Origin of the sequence: Mesorhizobium sp. M8A.F.Ca.ET.208.01.1.1 (genome assembly GCF_004791315.1) — a bacterium.
Taxonomy (GTDB): domain Bacteria; phylum Pseudomonadota; class Alphaproteobacteria; order Rhizobiales; family Rhizobiaceae; genus Mesorhizobium.
Genome location: NZ_SRUT01000002.1, coordinates 366744 through 386632, shown reverse-complemented (window position 1 = coordinate 386632; position 19889 = coordinate 366744). Strand labels below are relative to the sequence as shown.

The 19889-nt window shown below is 62.4% G+C and carries 18 protein-coding genes; 15 read left to right on the top strand and 3 right to left on the bottom strand.

Translation table 11 applies throughout. From position 1 onward, the window contains the following. Positions 1-35: 35 nt before the first annotated feature. A complete protein-coding gene (locus EN851_RS12375) occupies positions 36-860 on the bottom strand; it encodes a MurR/RpiR family transcriptional regulator (protein ID WP_135865649.1) in 825 nt (274 codons plus the stop codon). A 146-nt stretch (positions 861-1006) separates the two neighbouring features. Here EN851_RS12375 and EN851_RS12370 point away from each other — a divergent pair, with 146 nt between their 5' ends. The 12 genes from EN851_RS12370 (at position 1007) to EN851_RS12315 (ending at position 14111) form a co-directional block, all read left to right on the top strand. After that, entirely contained in the window at positions 1007-1825 is an 819-nt protein-coding gene (locus EN851_RS12370) for an N-formylglutamate amidohydrolase (protein WP_135929331.1), read from the top strand. Between the two features lie 19 nt (positions 1826-1844). Continuing rightward, positions 1845-3458, top strand: a complete 1614-nt coding sequence (locus EN851_RS12365) for an amino acid permease (RefSeq protein ID WP_135929330.1) — start codon at positions 1845-1847, stop codon at positions 3456-3458. A gap of 96 nt (positions 3459-3554) precedes the next feature. Then, complete coding sequence (locus EN851_RS12360) at positions 3555-4925, top strand: glutamine synthetase family protein (RefSeq protein WP_135929329.1); 1371 nt, start codon at positions 3555-3557, stop codon at positions 4923-4925. A gap of 192 nt (positions 4926-5117) precedes the next feature. Further along, entirely contained in the window at positions 5118-6506 is a 1389-nt protein-coding gene (locus EN851_RS12355) for an aldehyde dehydrogenase family protein (protein WP_135929328.1), read from the top strand. A gap of 16 nt (positions 6507-6522) precedes the next feature. Next, complete coding sequence (locus EN851_RS12350) at positions 6523-7695, top strand: iron-containing alcohol dehydrogenase (RefSeq protein WP_127279063.1); 1173 nt, start codon at positions 6523-6525, stop codon at positions 7693-7695. A gap of 243 nt (positions 7696-7938) precedes the next feature. Further along, the gene (locus EN851_RS12345) at positions 7939-9045 is read left to right on the top strand and encodes an ABC transporter substrate-binding protein (protein WP_127869925.1); all 1107 of its coding nucleotides are present in this window, start codon (positions 7939-7941) and stop codon (positions 9043-9045) included. Positions 9046-9111: 66 nt separating this feature from the next. After that, complete coding sequence (locus EN851_RS12340) at positions 9112-10026, top strand: ABC transporter permease subunit (RefSeq protein ID WP_127869924.1); 915 nt, start codon at positions 9112-9114, stop codon at positions 10024-10026. Continuing rightward, positions 10023-10814 (top strand): ABC transporter permease, encoded by a 792-nt coding sequence (locus EN851_RS12335; RefSeq protein ID WP_135929327.1) that lies wholly within the window; start codon positions 10023-10025, stop codon positions 10812-10814. The genes EN851_RS12340 and EN851_RS12335 overlap by 4 nt, the downstream gene beginning before the upstream one ends. Positions 10815-10830: 16 nt before the next feature. Then, on the top strand, positions 10831-11895 hold the full coding sequence (locus tag EN851_RS12330) for an ABC transporter ATP-binding protein (protein WP_135929326.1): 1065 nt from the start codon (positions 10831-10833) through the stop codon (positions 11893-11895). A gap of 77 nt (positions 11896-11972) precedes the next feature. Further along, on the top strand, positions 11973-12131 hold the full coding sequence (locus tag EN851_RS12325) for a transposase (protein WP_127280627.1): 159 nt from the start codon (positions 11973-11975) through the stop codon (positions 12129-12131). 298 nt (positions 12132-12429) lie between these two features. Then, positions 12430-13263 carry an SGNH/GDSL hydrolase family protein gene (locus tag EN851_RS12320; RefSeq protein WP_135929325.1) on the top strand — a complete coding sequence of 278 codons (834 nt, stop codon included), beginning with the start codon at positions 12430-12432 and terminating at the stop codon, positions 13261-13263. Beyond that, positions 13260-14111 (top strand): SDR family oxidoreductase, encoded by an 852-nt coding sequence (locus EN851_RS12315; protein WP_135865635.1) that lies wholly within the window; start codon positions 13260-13262, stop codon positions 14109-14111. Before EN851_RS12320 ends, EN851_RS12315 begins: the two co-directional genes overlap by 4 nt. Here EN851_RS12315 and EN851_RS12310 read toward each other — a convergent pair. Then, positions 14105-14779, bottom strand: a complete 675-nt coding sequence (locus tag EN851_RS12310) for a TetR/AcrR family transcriptional regulator (protein ID WP_135929324.1) — start codon at positions 14777-14779, stop codon at positions 14105-14107. The two genes, EN851_RS12315 and EN851_RS12310, sit on opposite strands and share 7 nt — an antisense overlap. A 403-nt stretch (positions 14780-15182) precedes the next feature. Between EN851_RS12310 and EN851_RS12305 the strand changes: the two genes are divergently transcribed. From EN851_RS12305 to EN851_RS12295, 3 genes are all read left to right on the top strand, one after another. Continuing rightward, positions 15183-16736, top strand: coding sequence for a sodium:proton antiporter (locus EN851_RS12305; protein ID WP_127280171.1), 1554 nt, complete (start codon positions 15183-15185; stop codon positions 16734-16736). Positions 16737-16849: 113 nt separating this feature from the next. After that, complete coding sequence (locus EN851_RS12300; RefSeq protein WP_135929323.1) at positions 16850-17758, top strand: endonuclease/exonuclease/phosphatase family protein; 909 nt, start codon at positions 16850-16852, stop codon at positions 17756-17758. Positions 17759-17765: 7 nt separating this feature from the next. Then, positions 17766-18611 carry an EamA family transporter gene (locus EN851_RS12295; protein ID WP_135919001.1) on the top strand — a complete coding sequence of 282 codons (846 nt, stop codon included), beginning with the start codon at positions 17766-17768 and terminating at the stop codon, positions 18609-18611. 6 nt (positions 18612-18617) lie between these two features. On the opposite strand, the gene EN851_RS12290 is transcribed toward EN851_RS12295, so the two are convergent. Continuing rightward, the gene (locus tag EN851_RS12290) at positions 18618-19835 is read right to left on the bottom strand and encodes an MFS transporter (protein WP_189521839.1); all 1218 of its coding nucleotides are present in this window, start codon (positions 19833-19835) and stop codon (positions 18618-18620) included. Positions 19836-19889: the final 54 nt, after the last annotated feature.

Sequence of the window (19889 nt, the reverse complement as noted above, 5' to 3'; positions counted from 1 at the left end):
CCCGTCGGGACGGATGCGATTTGGCCGGGATCCGCCTAACGCAGGCCTTCCATCTCGCGGATGCGCCGGGCGCCGTCGGCCTCGAGTTGTCTTGTGACGGCGCCGATCAGCGTTTCGGCGACGACGAAAAGCGCCGCCGAAGAATCCCATGCGGAAGGCACGGCGGTTCGTCCGGCGATGACATGACGGGCAAAGCGGGCGATCGGCGACAGCCATTGATCGGTGAACAGTACGATCTGAACGCCGCGCTGGTGCGCCTTCTCGGCGAAGCGGACGAGGCTGTCCTGGTAGCGCCTGATGTCGAAGATCACCAGCACGTCGCGCTTGCCCATGTCGATCAACCTGTCGCGCCACATGCTCTCCTGTCCGGCGAGGTGAAAGACATCGGGCTGGATGACGGCGAGGTGGGCGGCCATGTAGCGCGCCAGGGGATCGGTGAAGCGGCCGCCGATCAGAAATGTCTTGCCGCGCCGCTCGGCAAGCCTGGTGGCAATGTCGGCAAGCTGCTTGTCGGACAGATGCCGGAAGGTCTCGCGCATGTTGTCGAGCGTCGCTTCCAGCATTGGCGATCCGGTGCCGCCGGGCGAGGGCGGATTGAGTGTGCGGGTTGCCGGCGACTGCAATTGCGCCGCCAGTTCATCCTGCAGGCTCGACTGGAATTCCGGATAATTCTGGAAGCCGAGCCGGGCGACGAAACGCAGGATCGTCGGCGAGGACACGCCGGCAGCCGCCGAGAACTCGGCGACCGTCTTCAGCCCGATCATCGGGTAGCTGGCGATCAGCGTCTGGGCCGCTCGTCGTTCGCCGGCGGGCATGGTGCCGATGCGGTCGGCGATCAATTCGGCAATGTTGGAAATCATGGTTTTCCCCACCCTTGGCCCGGCCGATGGTCTTTTCCCCAGATCGCATTTGACAAAGCCGGACAAACTGTATGAAATCATCCGTAGGGACGCAATGAGGCAAAATACGTAACATACGATACAGCGCTCCTCGGGGACGGCAGAGTATGGAGAAAGCACGGCCCGCCAGCCCTGCATCGTCTGATACCGTGGGGGTGACCAACCCCGGCGGATCGAGCCCCTTCGTACTGACCTGCGACCACGCTTCCAATTTCCTGCCCGCCGAATTCGGCACGCTCGGCCTCGCGGCCGAGGACCTGTCGCGCCACATCGCCTGGGATCCCGGCGCGCTGCCGGTTGCGCTGCGCATGGCGCAGGCGCTCGACGCGACGCTGGTCGAAACCCGCATTTCGCGGTTGATCATCGACTGCAACCGGCCGCTCGATGCGCCGGACCTAGTGCCGCCGGTCAGCGAAACCACAGCCATACCGGGGAATGCAGGCCTTTCGGACAAGCAGCGTGCGCAGCGCGTCGCCTTGTCATGGCAGCCATTCCACGACACGATTGCGGGAATTATCGAAGACAGGCTGGCGCGCGGCCAGGAGACCCGGCTAGTCTCCGTGCATTCCTTCACGCCGGTTTACAAGGGCCGCAACCGGCCGTGGCATATCGGCATCATCCATGACGAGGATCGCCGGTTGGCGGCGCCGCTGATCGGCGCACTGCAGCGGCTTGCCGGCGTCACCGTCGGCGTCAACGAACCCTATTCGCCTGCCGATCGCGTCTATTTCACGCTCGAACGGCATGCGCGCTCGCGCGGGTTGTCCTGCGCGATGATCGAAATCCGCAACGATGAAATCTCCGGCGAAACCGGGCAGCGGAAATGGGCGGATCTGCTCACGGGCATTTTTTCGGATCTGGAACCAGAGGAGGCCACGCGGCCCAGATCGCATTCAGTCAGAAAGTCAGTCCAATCGGCCAGCTGAAAATAACAGGGGAATCAAAATGGCAGCACCAGGTCAAATAGACATCGACAAGTCGGAGGACGTAAAAATCCTTCACAGCATGGGCTACGCCCAGGAACTATCCCGGCGGATGGGGGCGTTCCAGAGCTTTGCCATCTCGTTCTCGATTATCTGCATCTTGTCTGGCGGATTCGGATCATTTCCGATCGCGCTTTCGACGGGCGGCCCATTCTCGTTGACCATCGGCTGGATCATCGGCAGCGCGTATGCACTGATCGTCGCCGCCAGTCTCGGCCAGATTGCATCCGCCTATCCGACGGCAGGCAGCCTGTACCACTGGTCGTCAATTCTTGGCGGCCGATTCTGGGGCTGGGCAACGGCCTATGTCAATCTCCTCGGGTTGCTGTTCGTCATCCCGGCTGTGAACGTGTTTCTCTATCTCATCACCCGGGATTTGTTCTTCGGTTCGGTGCTCGGCTGGGACGTTTCCGGCTGGGGGATGGGGACGCAAATTGGTTCAGTCGCTGTCATCACCGCGGCGCAAGCCCTGCTGAATCATTTCGGCATCAGGCTGACGACCATTCTGACGGATTTTTCCGGTTATCTGATCCTCGCCGTCACCGTGATCCTGATCGTCATGTTTTTGATGGCGGCGCCGAGCTTCGATATCAGCAAGGCATTCACTTTTGTGAACAACACCGGAGCTCCCGGTGGCGGCGTTTCGCCGCAAACGGGTCCGTTGATGGCGATCATCATCGGCCTTCTCTATCCGCTGTTCACCATCACCGGCTTTGATGCTTCCGCGCATACGGCGGAAGAAACGGTCAATGCCCGCGACACCGTGCACAAGGGCATGTTGCATTCGGTCTTCTGGTCCGGCGTGTTCGGTTTCGTGCTGATCCTTGTCATGATCATGGCAATCCCGGATCTGAATGCCGCCGCCGCTTCGGGCTGGAGTTCCTTCAACAATCTCTTCATCGCTGCCATCATGACGTCGTTCATCGGCAAGTTGATGCTGATCGGCGTGATCATCTCCAACTTCCTTTGCGCATTGGCCGCCGTGACCTCCACCTCGCGGATGATCTATGCGTTTGCTCGTGACGGCGGTTTGCCATTCTCCGGCGTGCTGAGTTCGGTCAGCCCGAAGTACCGCACTCCGGTGGCGGCGATCTGGTTCTCGGCCGTCATGGCAGTCGTGCTGACCGCGGTGACGACGCCGCTCAACGCCTTTGCCGCTCTCTCCACCGGCTGCGCGATGTATCTCTACATTTCCTACGCCATGCCGATCGTCGCCGGCTTCTTTGCCGAAGGCAAAACCTGGACAAGCTTCGGCAGTTTCCGCCTTGGCGGCCTGTCGAAAGTTTTCGCTGTCATCGTCATGATCGGCACGGTTCTGGTCACGATTGGCGGTCATGCCTTCGTCGTGTCCATTCCCAGCTCGCCGGGCGACGCCGCGGCCAATCCGCCTGTCCCTGCCTCGGACTTTGTGCCGGGTCTTTGGTACTATTCGGTCGGCTTTGCGATCATCCTGGCAATTCTCTGGTTCGCCATTGAAAACCGCCGCTTCCAGGGTCCGCCCATCGGCGAGGCGGCAATCGCCAAGCGCAAGGCAGTCATCGCAGCTGCCGAAAAGGCTGTCGGCGAAACTGCCTAAGCAACAAGCCAAAGCCGTGGCGAGTTCTCTCGCCACGGCTTTTGCACTCGTTCAATGTGACAAGCCCGAAACGACAAGCGCTGGAGTGCCAAAGGAATGGCCGGAAATTTCTCGTTCGATCAGTTGAAGAAAGCGGTCTCCAGCGGCGAGATCGACACGGTGCTCGCCTGCATCGTCGACATGCAGGGGCGGCTGGCGGGAAAACGGTTCCTGGCGCAGTACTTCGTCGATTCCGCGCATGACGAAACGCATGGCTGCAACTATCTCCTGGCCGCCGACATCGATATGGAGCCGGTGCCCGGCTACAAGGCGGCGAGCTGGTCGAAGGGCTATGGCGATTTCGTCATGAAGCCGGACCTTGCCACGCTGCGGCGCATTCCGTGGCTGGAAAAGACCGCGTTGGTGATCTGCGACGTGCTTGACCACCACACCCATGACGACCTGCCGCATTCGCCGCGCGCGATCCTGAAGAAGCAGGTCAAGCGGCTGCAGGAGCGCGGTTATATCGGCTACTTCGCTTCCGAGCTCGAATTCTATCTATTCAACGAGACCTACGATTCCGCCCGCAAGAAGCACTGGCAAGGTCTCGACACCGCGTCGCCCTATATCGGCGACTACCAGATCGGCATCACCACCAAGGAAGAAGGCGTCATGCGCCGGCTTCGCAACGAGATGGAAGCCGCCGGCATTCCGATCGAGAATTCCAAGGGCGAGTGGGGTCCGGGCCAGGAAGAGATCAACGTGCGTTATGCCGAAGCGCTCGACATGGCCGACCGCCACGTCATCCTGAAGAACGGCGCCAAGGAGATCGCCGAGTCCGAAGGCAAGGCGATCTCCTTCATGTCGAAGTACAATTACGGGCTCGCCGGCAATTCCAGCCACATCCACAATTCGCTGTGGAGCGCCGACGGCAAGACGCCGCTGTTCTTCGACAGACAAGCCGACTGGACCCTGTCCACGCTCGGTCAGCAATGGGCGGCGGGACAGTTGAAGTACGCCAAGGAATTCACCTGGTTCCTGGCGCCCTACATCAACTCCTACAAACGCTTCCAGGCCGGCACCTTCGCGCCGACCAAGATCATGTGGAGCGAGGACAACCGCACCGCCGGCTTCCGCCTGTGCGGCGAAGGCACCAAGGGCATCCGCATGGAATGCCGCATCGGCGGCGCCGACCTCAATCCGTATCTTGCCTTTGCAGCCCTGATCGCGGCCGGGCTGGCCGGCATCGACGAGAAGCTTGAACTGCAAAAACCTTTCGTCGGCGATGCCTACCAGGCTTCGCGCCTGCCGGAGATCCCAAAGACGCTGCGCGATGCCACCGAGACGCTGGCCAAGTCGAAGATGCTGAAGCAGGCGCTCGGCGAGGATGTGCTCGAACACTATGTCCACACGGCAAAGTGGGAACAGTTCGAATACGACCGCCGTATCACGGATTGGGAACTGCACAGGGGGTTCGAGCGGTACTAGATTGCCACGACGTTAGCGCCGTCCCTCACCCTTACCCTCTCCCCGTGAAGAACGGTGAGAGAGGGATGCCAGCGCTGGAGCGTTTCCCTTCTCCCCGTCGCTACACGGGGAGAAGGGTGCCGGCAGGCGGATGAGGGGCAGCGCCAAGCCATGTGATTTTTCGATTGTTACAGAAGTGCGAGGACTTAAACGATGACCGAAACGGTCAAACTGAAATCTCCCATCGACGGCTCGATCTATGCCGAGCGTCCGGTCGCGACGGACCAGGCGATCAATGCCGCGGTCGAGCGTGCCAAGGCGGCGCAGGAGAAGTGGGCGCAGACGCCGATCGTCGAGCGCGGCAAGTACATGCTGGCGATGCTCGAAGCGCTGGTTGCGAAATCAGACGAGATCGTGCCGGAGATCGCCTGGCAGATGGGGCGTCCGGTTCGGTATGGCGGCGAGTTCGGCGGCGTCAGGGAGCGCACCACTTACATGGTCGAGATCGCCGAGCAGGCGCTCAAGTCCGTGCCTGCCTCCAATCCCAAGGACGGCTTTCGGCGCTACGTGAAAAAAGATCCGCTTGGCGTAGTCATGGTGATCGCGCCCTGGAATTACCCCTACCTGACCGCCGTCAACACCATCGTGCCGGCCCTGATGGCCGGCAATGCCGTCATCCTGAAACATGCGGCGCAGACATTGCTGGTCGGCGAACGCTTCGCGCAGGCTTTCGAGAAGGCGGGTCTGCCCAAGGGCGTGTTCCAGAACGTCGTTCTCAATCACGCCCAGACCGAAAAGCTGCTCGGCTCGGGCAAGATCGACCATGTCAATTTCACCGGATCGGTCGCAGGCGGCCGTGCCATTGAAAAGGCGGCGGCAGGCACCTTCATGACGCTTGGCCTCGAGCTCGGCGGCAAGGACCCGGCCTATGTGCTGCCCGATGCAAAGATGGACCATGCTGTGGCCAACCTGGTCGACGGCGCCTTCTTCAATTCCGGCCAGTGCTGCTGCGGCATCGAACGCGTCTATGTGCACGAAAAGGTCTATGATGAGTTCGTCGAGGGCTTCATCGCCGAGACGAAGAACTATGTCGTCGGCAATCCTCTGGAACAGGCGACGACGATGGGGCCGATGGCGCAGGCGCGCTTCGCCGACCTGATCCGCGAGCAGAAGGCCGAGGCGCTGCGCAAGGGCGCGGTGGCGCACATCAACATGAAAGTGGCCAACGACCAGGCAGGCTCGCCCTATCTGGCGCCTGAAGTGCTAACCGAAGTCGATCATCAGATGAGCGTCATGCGCGAGGAAAGTTTTGGCCCGATCGTCGGCATCATGAAGGTGCGCAACGACGATGAGGCGATCGCGCTGATGAACGACAGCGCCTATGGGCTGACCGCCTCGATCTGGACACGCGACACCGAGCACGCGGTGGCGATCGGCGACCGGGTCGAGACCGGCACGGTGTTCATGAACCGCTGCGACTATCTCGATCCGGCGCTGGTCTGGACCGGCGTCAAGGACACCGGCAAGGGTGCCGGGCTGTCGGCCATCGGCTACGACAATCTGACGAGGCCGAAATCATTTCATCTGCGTGAAGCCATCTAATTTTCGAAAGACAAAAATGTCCAAGCTCATCTCCAAATGGAACTACCCCACCACAGTCCGCTTCGGCGCTGGCCGCATCAAGGAACTGCCGGAGGTGCTGGCGGCCACCGGCATCAAGCGGCCGCTCTTCGTCACCGATCCGGGGCTGGCCAAGCTGCCGGTCGTCGCCACGACGCTCAGGATTCTCGACGACGCCAAGGTGCCCTATGGCGTGTTCTCCGAGGTGAAGCCGAACCCGGTGGACTCCAACCTCACCGCCGGCATTGCGGTGTTCAAAAAGGGCAAGCATGACGGCGTCATCGCTTTCGGCGGCGGCTCGGCGCTCGACCTCGGCAAGCTGATCGCCTTTCAGGCCGGTCAAGTCAGGCCGGTTTGGGATTTCGAGGATGTCGGCGACTGGTGGACGCGCGCCAATTCCGACGCCATCGCTCCGATCATCGCGGTGCCGACCACAGCTGGCACCGGCTCGGAGGTCGGACGCGCTGGTGTCATCACCAACGAGGAGACGCATACCAAGAAGGTCATCTTCCATCCGAAGTTATTGCCGGCGATCGTGATCGCCGATCCGGAGCTGTCGGTCGGCATGCCTTCTTTCATCACCGCCGGCACCGGCATGGATGCACTCGCCCATTGCCTCGAGGCCTATTGCGCGCCGGGCTATCATCCAATGGCTGACGGCATCGCGGTCGAAGGTGTGCGCCTGGTCTTCGAAAACCTGCCGAAGGCCTATGCCAATGGCAAGGACCTTGTCGCCCGCGCCCATATGATGAGCGCGGCGGCCATGGGCGCCGCGGCCTTCCAGAAGGGGCTGGGCGCCATCCACTCACTGTCTCATCCGATCGGCGCGCTCTACGACACCCACCACGGCATGACCAACGCCGTGTTCATGCCCTATGTGCTGGCCTTCAACCGCGACTCCATCGAGGAGCGTATTGCCCGGCTCGCCGCCTATTGCGGCATCAAGGGCGGTTTCGACGGCTTCGCCAAGGCTGTCATCAAGCTGCGCAAGGAATTGAAGGTGCCGCACGCACTGCCGGGCCTGATCAAGGGGCTCGACATGGACAAGAAGCGCAAGGGACTGATCGCCGACATGGCGGTGGTCGATCCGACGGCCGGCGGCAACCCGGTCAAGCTGACCAAGAAGGCCGCGCTGACACTGCTCGAAAACGCCATCGCCGGGACGGTCTGAGGCCGGTTCCGGGGGGGCGGAAGTTGATCGGGAAACGAGGGGAAAGGAAAGGGGAAGGGCGAAAGACGGGCGGATTAATGATTAGCCGGAAAATTAAGTGATGGCTAATTGCTACAGCCTGTTAAAAAGAGTTAACTTTTCGCGCTGCTGACGGCTGGTTTCACAAAGCTTTCATCTGGCTGTCACACGAAAACGATACCGCATCGCAGGCGTCCAACGGCGCCAGTTCAACGGAGAGAACACATGTTCAAATTCACGGGGAAGGTGCTTTCCCTTTCGGCCGCGACCCTGATGGTGTCGTCGGTGATTTCGTCCGCGGCTTCGCTGGACGATCTCGTCAAGGCCGCGAAGGCTGAAGGCCAGCTCACCACCATCGCTTTGCCGCATGACTGGTGTGGTTATGGCGACGTCATCGCCGGCTTCAAGGCGAAATATCCGGAAATCACCATCAACGAGCTCAACCCGGACGCCGGTTCCGGCGACGAAGTCGAGGCGATCAAGGCCAACAAGGACAACAAGGGCCCGCAGGCTCCCGACGTCATCGACGTCGGCCTCTCCTTCGGCCCGTCGGCCAAGAAGGATGGTCTGATCCAGGCTTACAAGGTGTCGACCTGGGACTCGATCCCCGACAGCGCCAAGGATGCGGAAGGGTTCTGGACCGGCGATTATTACGGCGTGCTGTCCTTCCAGGTGAACAAGGATCTGATCAAGGAATCGCCGAAGGACTGGGCCGACCTCCTGAAGCCGGAATTCGCCAACTCGGTAGCCCTTGCCGGTGACCCGCGCGCCTCGAACCAGGCCATCCAGGCGGTGTATGCCGCTGGTCTGTCGTCTGGTGCGGCCGCTGGTGAAGCTGCCGGGACCGCCGGCCTCGACTTCTTCAAGAAGCTTAACGCCGCCGGCAATTTCGTGCCGGTCATCGGCAAGGCCGCCACGCTCGCCCAGGGTCAGACCCCGATCCTGATCACCTGGGATTACAACGCGCTCGCCGGCCGTGACACACTGAAGGGCAACCCGCCCGTCGACGTCGTCGTGCCGAAGACCGGTGTGGTCGCCGGCGTCTACGTGCAGGCGATCAGCGCCTTCGCGCCGCATCCGAACGCGGCCAAGCTCTGGCTGGAATACCTTTATTCCGACGAAGGCCAGGTCGCCTGGCTGAAGGGCTATTGCCACCCGATCCGCTTCAACGATCTTGCCAAGAACGGCAAGATCCCGGCGGACGTGTTGGCCAAGTTGCCGCCGGCCGAGTCCTATGCGGCCGCGGTGTTCCCGACGCTCGACGAGCAGGGCAAGGCCAAGGAAGCCATCACCAAGAACTGGGACGCCGTTGTCGGCGCCAATGTAAAGTAAGACTTGAAATCCACCGGGCGGCTTCACGGCTGCCCGGTTTTTCCTCTTGAAGACGGTAGCCGGCGCATGACCGATCTCTCATTTTCCGATCACGCTGTTGCCGGAAAGACCGCGCCTCCCGCCGAGGCGCGTAGCCTCAAGCTGCCGACGCAATGGCTCGGCGTCGCGCCGTTCTTCATCTTCGCCATCATGTTCCTGATCCTGCCCACGCTCTACCTGATGCTGGGCGCGTTCCAGAACGATGCAGGTGAGTTCACCTTCGAGAATATTGCGGAACTGGCGCAGCCGTCGATCGTCGCCGCCTACTGGATTTCGATCAAGGTCAGCCTGGCCTCGTCGCTGATCGGCGCTTTTGCTGGGCTGGCGATTGCCATCGCCATCGTGCGCGGCGGCCTGCCAGACTGGATTCGCTCGGCGACACTCACGTTTTCCGGCGTCGCCTCGAATTTTGCCGGCGTGCCGCTGGCCTTCGCCTTCCTCGCCACGCTTGGCCGGCTCGGCCTTGCGACGGTGATCCTGAACACCCTGTTCGGCCTCAACATCTACGCACACGGCTTCAACATCCTGTCGTTCTGGGGCTTGACGTTGACCTATGTCTATTTCCAGATTCCGCTGATGGTGGTCATCATCGTGCCGGCCATAGATGGGTTGAAGAAGGAATGGGGCGAAGCCGCCGCAACGCTGGGCGCGACCATGTCGCAGTACTGGCGCATGGTGGTCATTCCGGTGATCTGGCCGAGTTTCCTCGGCACCGTGATCCTGTTGTTCGCCAACGCCTTCGGTGCCATAGCCACCGCCTATGCGCTGACCGGCTCGTCGCTCAACATCGTGCCGATCCTGCTCTATGCCCAGATCCGTGGCGACGTGCTGCACAATGCCCATCTCGGCTATGCCATAGCCTTCGGCATGATCCTGATTACCGGTCTTGCCAATGTCTTTTACATCTGGTTCCGCACCCGCTCCGAGAGGTGGCTCAAATGAAGGCTGGCAGGTTCTGGGCCTGGCTCGTCTTTGCGCTGGGCGCGGCCTATTTCTTCATTCCGCTGTTCGCGACGGTGGAGTTCTCCATGCGCATGCGGCGCGGCGTTTATTCCTTTGACGCCTACAAGGTTGTACTGGGCGACGCACGCTTCCAGGCGACGTTCGGCTATTCGGTGCTTGCCGCCGTCTTCACCATCGTCCTCGGCGTGCTCATCGTGGTGCCGGCTGCCTACTGGATACGGCTTCGCCTGCCGCAGCTCCGGCCGATCGTCGAATTCATCACGCTGCTGCCGCTGGTGATCCCGGCCATCGTCATCGTCTTCGGCTATATCAGGATGTATGGCTCGAATTCACCGCTGCCGTTCCTGGCTACCGACACGGGCACCAATGCCTTGCTGGTCATCGGCTATGCGACGCTGGCGCTGCCCTATATGTATCGAGCTGTCGATACGGGCCTCCGGACCATCGATGTGCGCACACTAACGGAAGCGGCGCAGATCCTGGGCGCCGGTTGGGGTACGATCATAAGCCGCGTCATTCTGCCCAACGTGCTGATCGCCGTGTTGTCGGGCGCGTTCCTGACGTTCGCGATCGTCATCGGCGAATTCACCATGGCGAGCCTGCTCAACCGGCCGGCCTTCGGCCCGTATCTGCAGAACATCGGCGCCAACCGGGCCTATGAGCCGGCAGCCCTTGCCATCATTGCCTTCGCCATCACCTGGGGTTGCATGTCGCTGATCCAGATCCTGTCCCGCTTCGCGCCGAAATCGGCGAACCGCCCGAATTGACCTGAGAGAAAAAGCCATGGCCGACCCGTTCCTCTCCATCCAGCACGTTCGAAAATCCTTCGGTGCCACCACGGTCGTGGAGGATTTCAATCTCGACGTCGAGCGCGGCGAATTCGTCTCCTTCCTCGGGCCATCCGGCTGCGGCAAGACTACGGTGCTGCGCATGGTGGCCGGCTTCGAGGAGCCGAGCGCCGGCAAGATCGTCGTAGGCGGCAAGGACATCACAAGGCTGAAGCCCAACCAGCGCAATGTCGGCATGGTGTTCCAGGCCTATGCGCTGTTCCCGAACCTGACCGTGGCGCAGAACATCGGCTTCGGGCTGAAGGTCGCGGGCATGCCCAAGGCGGACATCGATGCCCGTGTCGCCGAGATGCTCGGCATCATCAAGCTGCCGCAGATGGCGGACCGCTACCCCTACCAGCTCTCGGGCGGCCAGCAGCAGCGCATCGCGCTGGCGCGCGCGATCGCGCCGAAGCCGAAGCTGCTTCTGCTCGACGAGCCGCTGTCGGCGCTCGACGCCAAGGTGCGCGTGTCGCTGCGCGAGGAAATCCGCTCGATCCAGAAGCGGCTCGGCATCACCACAATCTTCGTCACCCATGACCAGGAAGAGGCGCTGTCGATCTCCGACCGCATCGCGGTCATGTATGGCGGCAAGGCCGAGCAGGTCGGCACGCCGTTCGAGATCTACAACCGGCCGGCGACCAAGTTCGTCGCCAATTTCGTCGGCACGCTCAACGTGCTCGAAGGCAAGGTCACCGACGCCGCGTCCGGCAAGGTGCAGGTCAACACCCAGGAAGTCGAACTGAAGGGCAAGCTCAACGGCTCGAAGTCCGGCGACATGCTGTCGCTGGCGCTGCGGCCCGAGGCAATTTCGCTCGGCCGCCAGCCTGGCCGCGACGCCAGCCTGACCGGGGAGATTTCCGAAGTGCATTTTCTCGGCTCGGTGATCCGGGTCCGCGTCGGCATCGGCGGCAACATGGTGTCGCTCGACACGTTCAACAACTCCGCCACCCCGCCGCCCGCAGTCGGCGAGAAGGCCGAGATTTCGTTCTCGTCGAGCGATATGCTGGTGCTGCATTAAGCTCAGCGGATATTCAGGTGAGCCGGCCTGCAATTGCCGGCCTCCCGCTAGGAGCCCGCCAGCGAAACCAGCCCGAGATGAGCGTCGCCGACGGCTGTCTCGACATCGGTTCGAACACGGTGGATCGCGCCATTCGGCCCCACACAATCAAACGCAAGAATGCGGTCTTCGCCGGGTCTGATGGCGGTGGCAGACAGGGTCGACGATCGCCACGATCCTGCAGGCCGCCAAGATGAGCGGCGTCGATCCGTTCACCTGGCTCGCCAACACTTCCAGGTCTCTACTTCGCGGGCGCGAATGTCGTTTGTGAGTACGCGATGTCGTGCAACGGGTCGATGAAGTCCCCCTGGTTGTCGGCTGTCAGCGGTGAAAGCGAGCGGTGTCCGCAGGAGCTGGAACCTGATGAAGACTTCGGATGTTGCAAAATTTATCAGTATTTTCAAAACCTTATTGACCCGATAACGCGAGTAGCGGCGTTCCTGGGACGCGGCTATCTATCACCTGCGCGGATGAATTCAGGAGCGAGGTGAATCGATGTCGAATGAACAGGTGAACTGGCTTTTGAAGGTCATCCAACCCGAGCGGAGTCTGGCCTCCTTCCCCGGAGGTGCGAATTTCGGCCAGGACGCTCATGCAGCGCTACTTGGCCTTCCGGTCGAGGTTTACGCGGCCGAACTTGGCCGCATGCAAAAGGAGGCCTCGGAAGCGGCTAGCGCCCTGCTTGCGGACCAGGCCGTGGCATCGATGGTCGATCGCCTTCCGCTTCGCAGAGGGGCCAAAGTAGTGGTGTTCGGCGACAGCTTGACATCCGAGCCCCAGTCCTGGGCGGTGATCCTGAGGGAAATGCTGACGATGCGCCGAGGTGCCGAGGAGATTTCGCTGACCATCAGCGCGGTGGCGGGCGAGACGACCACGCACGGTCTTGTGCGTGTCAGAGAGATTACCGATGCCCGGCCCGACTGGATCCTCTTCCTGTTCGGTACCAATGATGCGCGCACGCAGGGCCCGCACCCCACCAAGACACTCGTCCATCACGAGGAGACCGCGCGCAACATCGCGGAGTTGCGCCAGCGCGTTTCCCGAGAGACCAAGGCGAGCTGCGTTTGGATCACCCCGCCAGCGGTCAACGAAGCGCAGGTCGCGACGCATCCGGGCCTTGCCAGGTTCGGGGTTCGGTTCCGCAACCAAGATCTTGAGCGAGTCGCCAAGATTATTCGCGACCGCGACGGGCCCGTCATCGACGCCTTCTCTATTTTGGGGAGCCCGCCTCCTTCGGACTTCCTCATAAGCGACGGTCTGCATTTCACCCTGGCTGGGCAGAAGCAAATGGCGTTCGAGGTGATCCGTGGCTGGAGCAAACTCAAGTGAAATACCTGGTCATCGGCGCTACGGGAAACATCGGCGCCCGGGTAGTTCAGCGCCTCATTAATGCGGGGGCACGCCCGTCCGTTTTTGTCCGCTCCACGAAGAGGGCCAAAGCCCTTTTCTGCGACCAGGTCGACATTCATGTCGGAGACCTCGAGAATCCAGGTCCCTCGTTGGGCAGGGCGCTGGTTGGAGTCGACGGGATATTCCTCGTCACGGATGGATTGGATCTCGAGAAGCGAGATCGCGCGGTCTCCTTCGCTGCCAACCGCGCAGGCGTCCGACATGTGGTCAAGCTCTCCACGCTAGACGTGCGAACCGGAATCGGCACCGGTCCGTGGCATGCACGGGGCGAGAATGCCGTTCGGGAGAGCGGGGTGGCGTTCACATTCATTCAAGCAGCCGGATTCATGTCCAACGCCTTCGGTTGGTCGGAGTCCATCCGCCGAGAGGGCGTGCTGCGCTCATCCACGGGTGGGGGCAAGATCGCATTCATCCATCCAGACGACATCGCTGCCGTCGCCACAGCCTCCCTGACCACACGCGACTACGACGGCCAGGCACTTGTGATCACCGGCCCTGAGGCGCTGTCGTATGGGGAGATGACGGATACGATCGGTAGAGCCATCGGCAAGCCCGTTCGCTTCGAGGAAATAACGGACGGTCAGGCATACGCACGCACGGTCGAATGGGCCGGGAAAGGCGCCTATGCGGATGCGCTCGTGGACATCTGGCGGGCGGTGCGCGAGGGCCGGCTTGATACAGTGACGGATGGCGTAAAGCAGATAACCGGACGGGAACCAATCCCGTTCGATCAGTGGGCCACCGAGAATACCGCGTCGTTTCAGTAGTCTTTCGGAGCGCTGCCCTGAAAGGAATTCACGTAGACCAGTACGGTGCGGATTGCCTCGCTCCTTGCACCATCGCGCGAGAGGGGCGCGTGCTGTCCTCCGTGCACGAGCGCTTCCACCATGCGAGGTAGGACAAAAAGCATCCGCTCCGTCTCGTCGAGGCTGTACCGCTCCGGGTCCTCGGCGCGTGACAGGACTTGTCCGAAGGTCTGATGCAGCGCATTCTTGAAGCCGAGAGCGCTGTGCGGAACAGCGGACGCGACAACGTCGTGCAGTTCGGCAGTTTCCGCGTGCGCGTTCACCAGGCCCAGGACGAGTTCGCGCGCGAATTCCTCCAGCGAAGCCGAGGCGCAGTCGGTCATCGTCTGCTTGATGACCCGCCGCACCTCATCGACGTGCCGGTCGTGAAGAGCTGTGAAGATCGCGCGCTTGTCGGGGAAGTACTGATACAGCGATCCGACACTGACGCCGGCGGCCTCGGCAATGCGATTGGTGGTAATCGCCAGGGTCCCGTGGCGCTTGGCTACAAGCTGTACCGCCTCTAGCACGACGTCGACGGTCTGCCGCGAGCGTTGCTGCTTCGGCGTGCGCCGCGTAAGGGTCCTTCCGGCGGTCTGCATGCTGCCTTGCTGTGTGTGGTCGCTGGGCCGAGCCTCGGTACGGATCATAACAGTTCCAACCCCTCCAAACAACTTGCCAACGAGTGCGCTGCTCGTACCCAGATACAACATCAAGCGCACCGCAAGGGTCCCAACGCCTCTCTTAGGGCGTCATTTCGCCCCAGCGGAACCGATCCACATCAGGGTGCCACGCTTTCTGATGGGCGTGCGGCCTTTCATGGAGGCCCGTCACGCTCACAGAGGGCCACCGTTTACATGCGTGTTACAGCCCGGCGATGTTTTTCGACGATGGCTTTCGCGGCGTCCATGATATCCCGAGCAGCCGACGAGGATCATGCGGGGCAGGAGGCGGTTTGAGACGTGCGGCCAGAGGGCTTGAGTTTGATGGCCAATCCACCGCATCTTGCGGGAATATCCGCGTCGGCAATCCGGTCTCCAGAAGTAACCGCCCATGGCTCTTTTTGAACTGACCCTCGTCCTGCTTTTGACCGCCGTCGCGCTCACGGCGTTGTCGCGACGGCTGGAGATTCCCTATCCGTCCCTGCTGGCCCTGGCCGGCGTCGCGATTGCCTTCGTGCCGGGCGCCCCAGTAATCGAGATCGATCCGGAACTGGCGCTTGCCCTGTTCATCGCGCCGGTGCTGCTCGATGCCGCCTTTGACACGTCGCTGCGCGACCTGAAGCGCTACCGGCTGTCGCTGGTGCTGCTGGCGCTCGGCGCTGTGGTCTTCACCACCGTCGTGGTTGCCTTCGTCGGCTGGAAGATGGCCGGACTGCCGATCGCGGCGGCGGTCGCGCTTGGCGCCATCGTCGCGCCGCCGGATGCGGTGGCGGCATCGGCGGTGCTCGGCCAGTTCAAGGTGCCGCACCGCATCACCGCCATACTGCAGGGCGAGAGCCTGCTCAACGATGCCACGGCGCTGCTGATCTATCGGCTGGCGGTTTCGGCAGCGCTGGGATCGATCATGCTGAGCAACGCCATTCCGGTGATCCTGCTGGCGACGATTGGCAGTCTTGTCGCGGGCTATCTGTTTGGCCGCGTGTCGCTGTTGGCGCTCACCCGCATCGAGGATGCGGCGAGCAGCACCGTGGTCCAGTTTGCCGGAACCTTTGCCGTCTGGATCATCGCCGACAAGCTCGGTCTTTCCGCCATCATCACCATTGTCGTCTATGCCATGACCATTGCACGCAGGGGACCGCGCCACTCGTCGGCGAGACGCCGCGTCAGCACCTATTCGGTCTGGGAGTCGGCGGTGTTCGTGCTCAATGTGCTGGCGTTCGTGCTGATGGGCCTGCAGGCACGCACGATCGTCGGCAGGCTGGCCGGAGACGGGCAAGGCGAAGCATTCCTTTTCGCCGCAACGGTGCTGGTCGTCGTTATCGTCGCACGTCTTGCCTGGGTGGCGAGTTACGTCGCGATCATCCGATGGATTGCCCGCTTCGGCGGCAAAGAGGCAAGGCGGGAGTTGCCGACTTTCGGAGGCGCCGTTCTCGTCGGCTGGTGCGGCATGCGCGGGCTGGTGACGCTGGTCGTGGCCATTGCGCTGCCGGCCAATTTTCCCGGCCGCGATCCGATCGTGCTCGCCGCCTTCGCGGTGGTTCTGGGCACGCTGGTGCTGCAGGGCATGACGCTAAAGCCGCTGCTGCGCTGGATCAACTTCGACAAGGACAGAACCGTCGACAATGAGGTGGCGAAGGCGCGCGTCGCCATCATGCAGGCAGCGCTGGACGTGCTGAACCGCAAGACCTCGGCGGCGGCCGCCGTCGTGCGCGAGCAGTATGAGGCTCAGCGTGTGATCGCTGAAAACCCCGACGACGCGCAGGCCGCGACCGAATACGACCGGCTGCGCCTTTATGCCATCAACCGCCAGCGCGACACGCTGGAGGAACTGCGCAGCAATGGCACGATCGGTGACGAGGCCTATCACCGGCTGGAGGAAGAGATCGACTGGGCGGAATTGGCGGCGTCGCCCGCCGGCCGCTTCCAGCCGCTGACCACCGACTAGCAGATACCGAGTCTCAACCGCCCTGCTGGCCCAAGCCCCGTCCGTCTTCCTGCACATTGCAAGCAATCGACCGAACCGTTACTGCCAACGCCGAGAAGTGAGCCGGATAAGCAATGAAGCTGGTCAGCTACAACATCCAGTACGGGTTCGGCAGCGACACGCGCTACGATCTTTCGCGCGCGGCGCGCCTTGTCGCCGGCGCCGACATCATCGCCTTGCAGGAGATCGAGCGGCACTGGCAGCGCAGCAATTTCGACGACCAGGCGGAAATGCTTTCGCGCCTTTTGCCTGGTTATCACTGGGTGTATGGCCCGGCCTTCGACATGGATGCCAGCGAATGGCGGGACGGCCATTTGGTCAACCGGCGCCGGCAGTTCGGCACCATGGTTCTGTCGAAACTGCCGATTGTCTGGTCGCGGTTGCACGCGCTGCCGATGCGCCGCACGTTGCGTCCGCTCAACACGCGCAATGCCGCGCTCGAATGCATGATCCGCACGCCGGCAGGGCCGGTCAGGGTGCTTTCGCTGCATCTCGCGCACATCGCGGCGGAAGAGCGGCTGGAGCAGATTGATTATCTCTTGGCCGAGCACCGCCGGGCGCCATCGGAAGGCGGACCATGGAGCGGCGCGGACGACGAACCTTCGCGTAACTGGACTCATGGGGAAGTCGAGCCGGAAAATCCGCCGGCGGCGATCTGGCTGGGCGATTTCAACATGGAGCCGGCCAGCGCCGAGTATCGCCGCATCGTCGGCAGCACGCCCTACCATCGGGGTGCTGCCTATCTTGACGGCTTCGTCGATGCCGCGGCCGTGGCGGTTGAACCGGCTGGTGATTTCCACACGCATGAGAAGATCATCGACGGCAGGCTGGCAAAGCGCCGGCTGGACCATTGCTTCGTCGGTGGTATGTTGGCCGGGCGGGTGAAATCGATCGGCGCCGATATCGGCGAGGTGGCGTCCGATCACTTCCCGGTCCGGGTCGACATCGATCTCGAAACGCCATTCGGCCCGGGAGGTCGATGAGCCCCATATGACGCTTTTCGTCTTCTTCGCGGTGCTTGCCGCCGCCGCCATGCATGCGATCTGGAACGCGCTGGTCAAGGTGCATCTCGATCGCTTCCTGTCGATCACGCTGATGACGCTCGGCATGGGGCTCGCGGGCCTCGTGGTGCTGCCTTTTGTCGAGGTGCCGAAGGCGGAAGTCTGGCCCTATATCATCGCCTCGGTGATCTTCCACATGGGCTACCGCACTTTCCTCATCGGTGCCTACCAGGCCGGCGATTTCGCCCAGACCTATCCGCTGGCGCGCGGCACGGCCCCTCTGCTGGCCGCGGTCGGCGGCATGTTCGTCGTCGCCGAGGTGCCGGCGCCGCTCGCCATTGTCGGCATACTGCTGTTGTCGGCCGGCACGCTGGTGATGTCGTTTCGCGGCGGGGCGCATCTGGAGAAGCTGAACCTGCGCGCGGTCGGCTTCGCCTTCGGCACCTCGGTGTTCATTGCCAGCTACACGCTGTCCGACGGCAGCGGCGCGCGGCTGGCGGCGACCGCGCAAAGCTATGCCGCCTGGCTGTTCATCTGCGATGCGCTTGGCGCCCTGGTGCTGTGCCTCGTTTTCCGAGGACCCAAGGCGCTTCCGGTGTTGGCGCGCGACTGGAAGACCGGGCTGTTCACCGGCGTGCTTTCCGGCGCGGCTTACTGGATCGTGATGTGGGCCATGACCAAGGCGCCGATCGCCTCGGTGGCGTCATTGCGCGAGACCTCGATCCTGTTCGCCATGATGATCTCGGTCTACGCGCTCGGCGAGAAGATGACGGGCTGGCGCGGTGCGGCCGCGCTCAGCATTGTCGCCGGAGTGATCGCGCTCCGGCTGGGGTGAGCGTCCTCAACCCAGCACGGTCATCACCTGGCCGCGCCGCTCCGGACTGAAGCGGATGACGACGATGATGCAGACGGCGACCACGCCGGCGAACAGCGCCAGCGCGTAGCCATAGCTGCCACCGGGCGCCTCGGCGATCCCCGCCTGATAGGGACCGCCATAAGAGGCGGCGAGATTGCCGGCCTGGTAGATGAAGCCGGGCAAGGTCGCGCGCACCGCGCCGGGCGAAAGCTCGTTGAGATGCACCGGGATGACGCCCCAGGCGCCCTGGACCGCGACCTGCATGATGAAGGCGCCGATGGCCAGCATGAAGGGCGTTGAGCTGTAGGCCCATAGCGGGATGGCCGGCAGGGCGATGATGCAGGCCAAAGTAATGGCATTGATGCGGCCGATCTTCTCCGACAGCGCGCCGAACGCCAGGCCGCCGACAATGGCGCCGATATTGGCGACGATGGTGATCCAACTCACCGTATGCGGATCAAAGCCATGCTGCTTCTTCAGGAAGGTCGGGTAGAGATCCTGCGTGCCATGGCTGAAGAAATTGAAGAACATCATCAGCACCACGGCATAGAGCGCGACGCCCCAGTGCTTCTGCAGCGTCTCCAGAAGCCCCGGCTTGACGGATTTCTGCGCCTCGACGAAGGCGGGTGATTCCGGGACGTGCGAGCGGATGAAGAGTACGATCAGCGCCGGGATGAAGGAGAGCAGGAACATGAAGCGCCAGCCGATCGTATAGCCACCGATCGTCTGCTGGTAGAGCAAGCCATAGACTACCGCCGCCAGCAGGTAGCCGGCGGGATAGCCGCATTGCAGGATACCCGAGACCATGCCGCGCGCGCTCGGCGGAATGGACTCCATGGCGAGCGAGGAGCCGAGCCCCCATTCGCCGCCCATGGCGATGCCGAACAGAGCACGCAACGCCAGGAAAATGCCGAGATTGGGGGAGAAGGCGGCCAGCGCCCCGATCACCGAGTAGCTGACGATGTTGAGCATCAGGATCGGCTTGCGCCCATACTTGTCGGCGAGCATGCCGAAGAAGAACGCGCCGATGAAGCGCGTCGCCAAGGTCAGGAACAGTGCCTTCGACACCGCGGGGACGTCGGTCTGGAATTCAGCCGCAATGTCGGTGAGCAGGAATGTCAGAAGGAAGAAATCAAAAGCGTCGAGCGTCCAGCCCAGGAACGACGCCAGAACGGTTTTCTTCTGCTCGGCAGTGAGATTCAAGACGTCCTCCTTTGGTGCCCCCAAAGGAACGATATGTCGCCTTGTCGGCAAAAG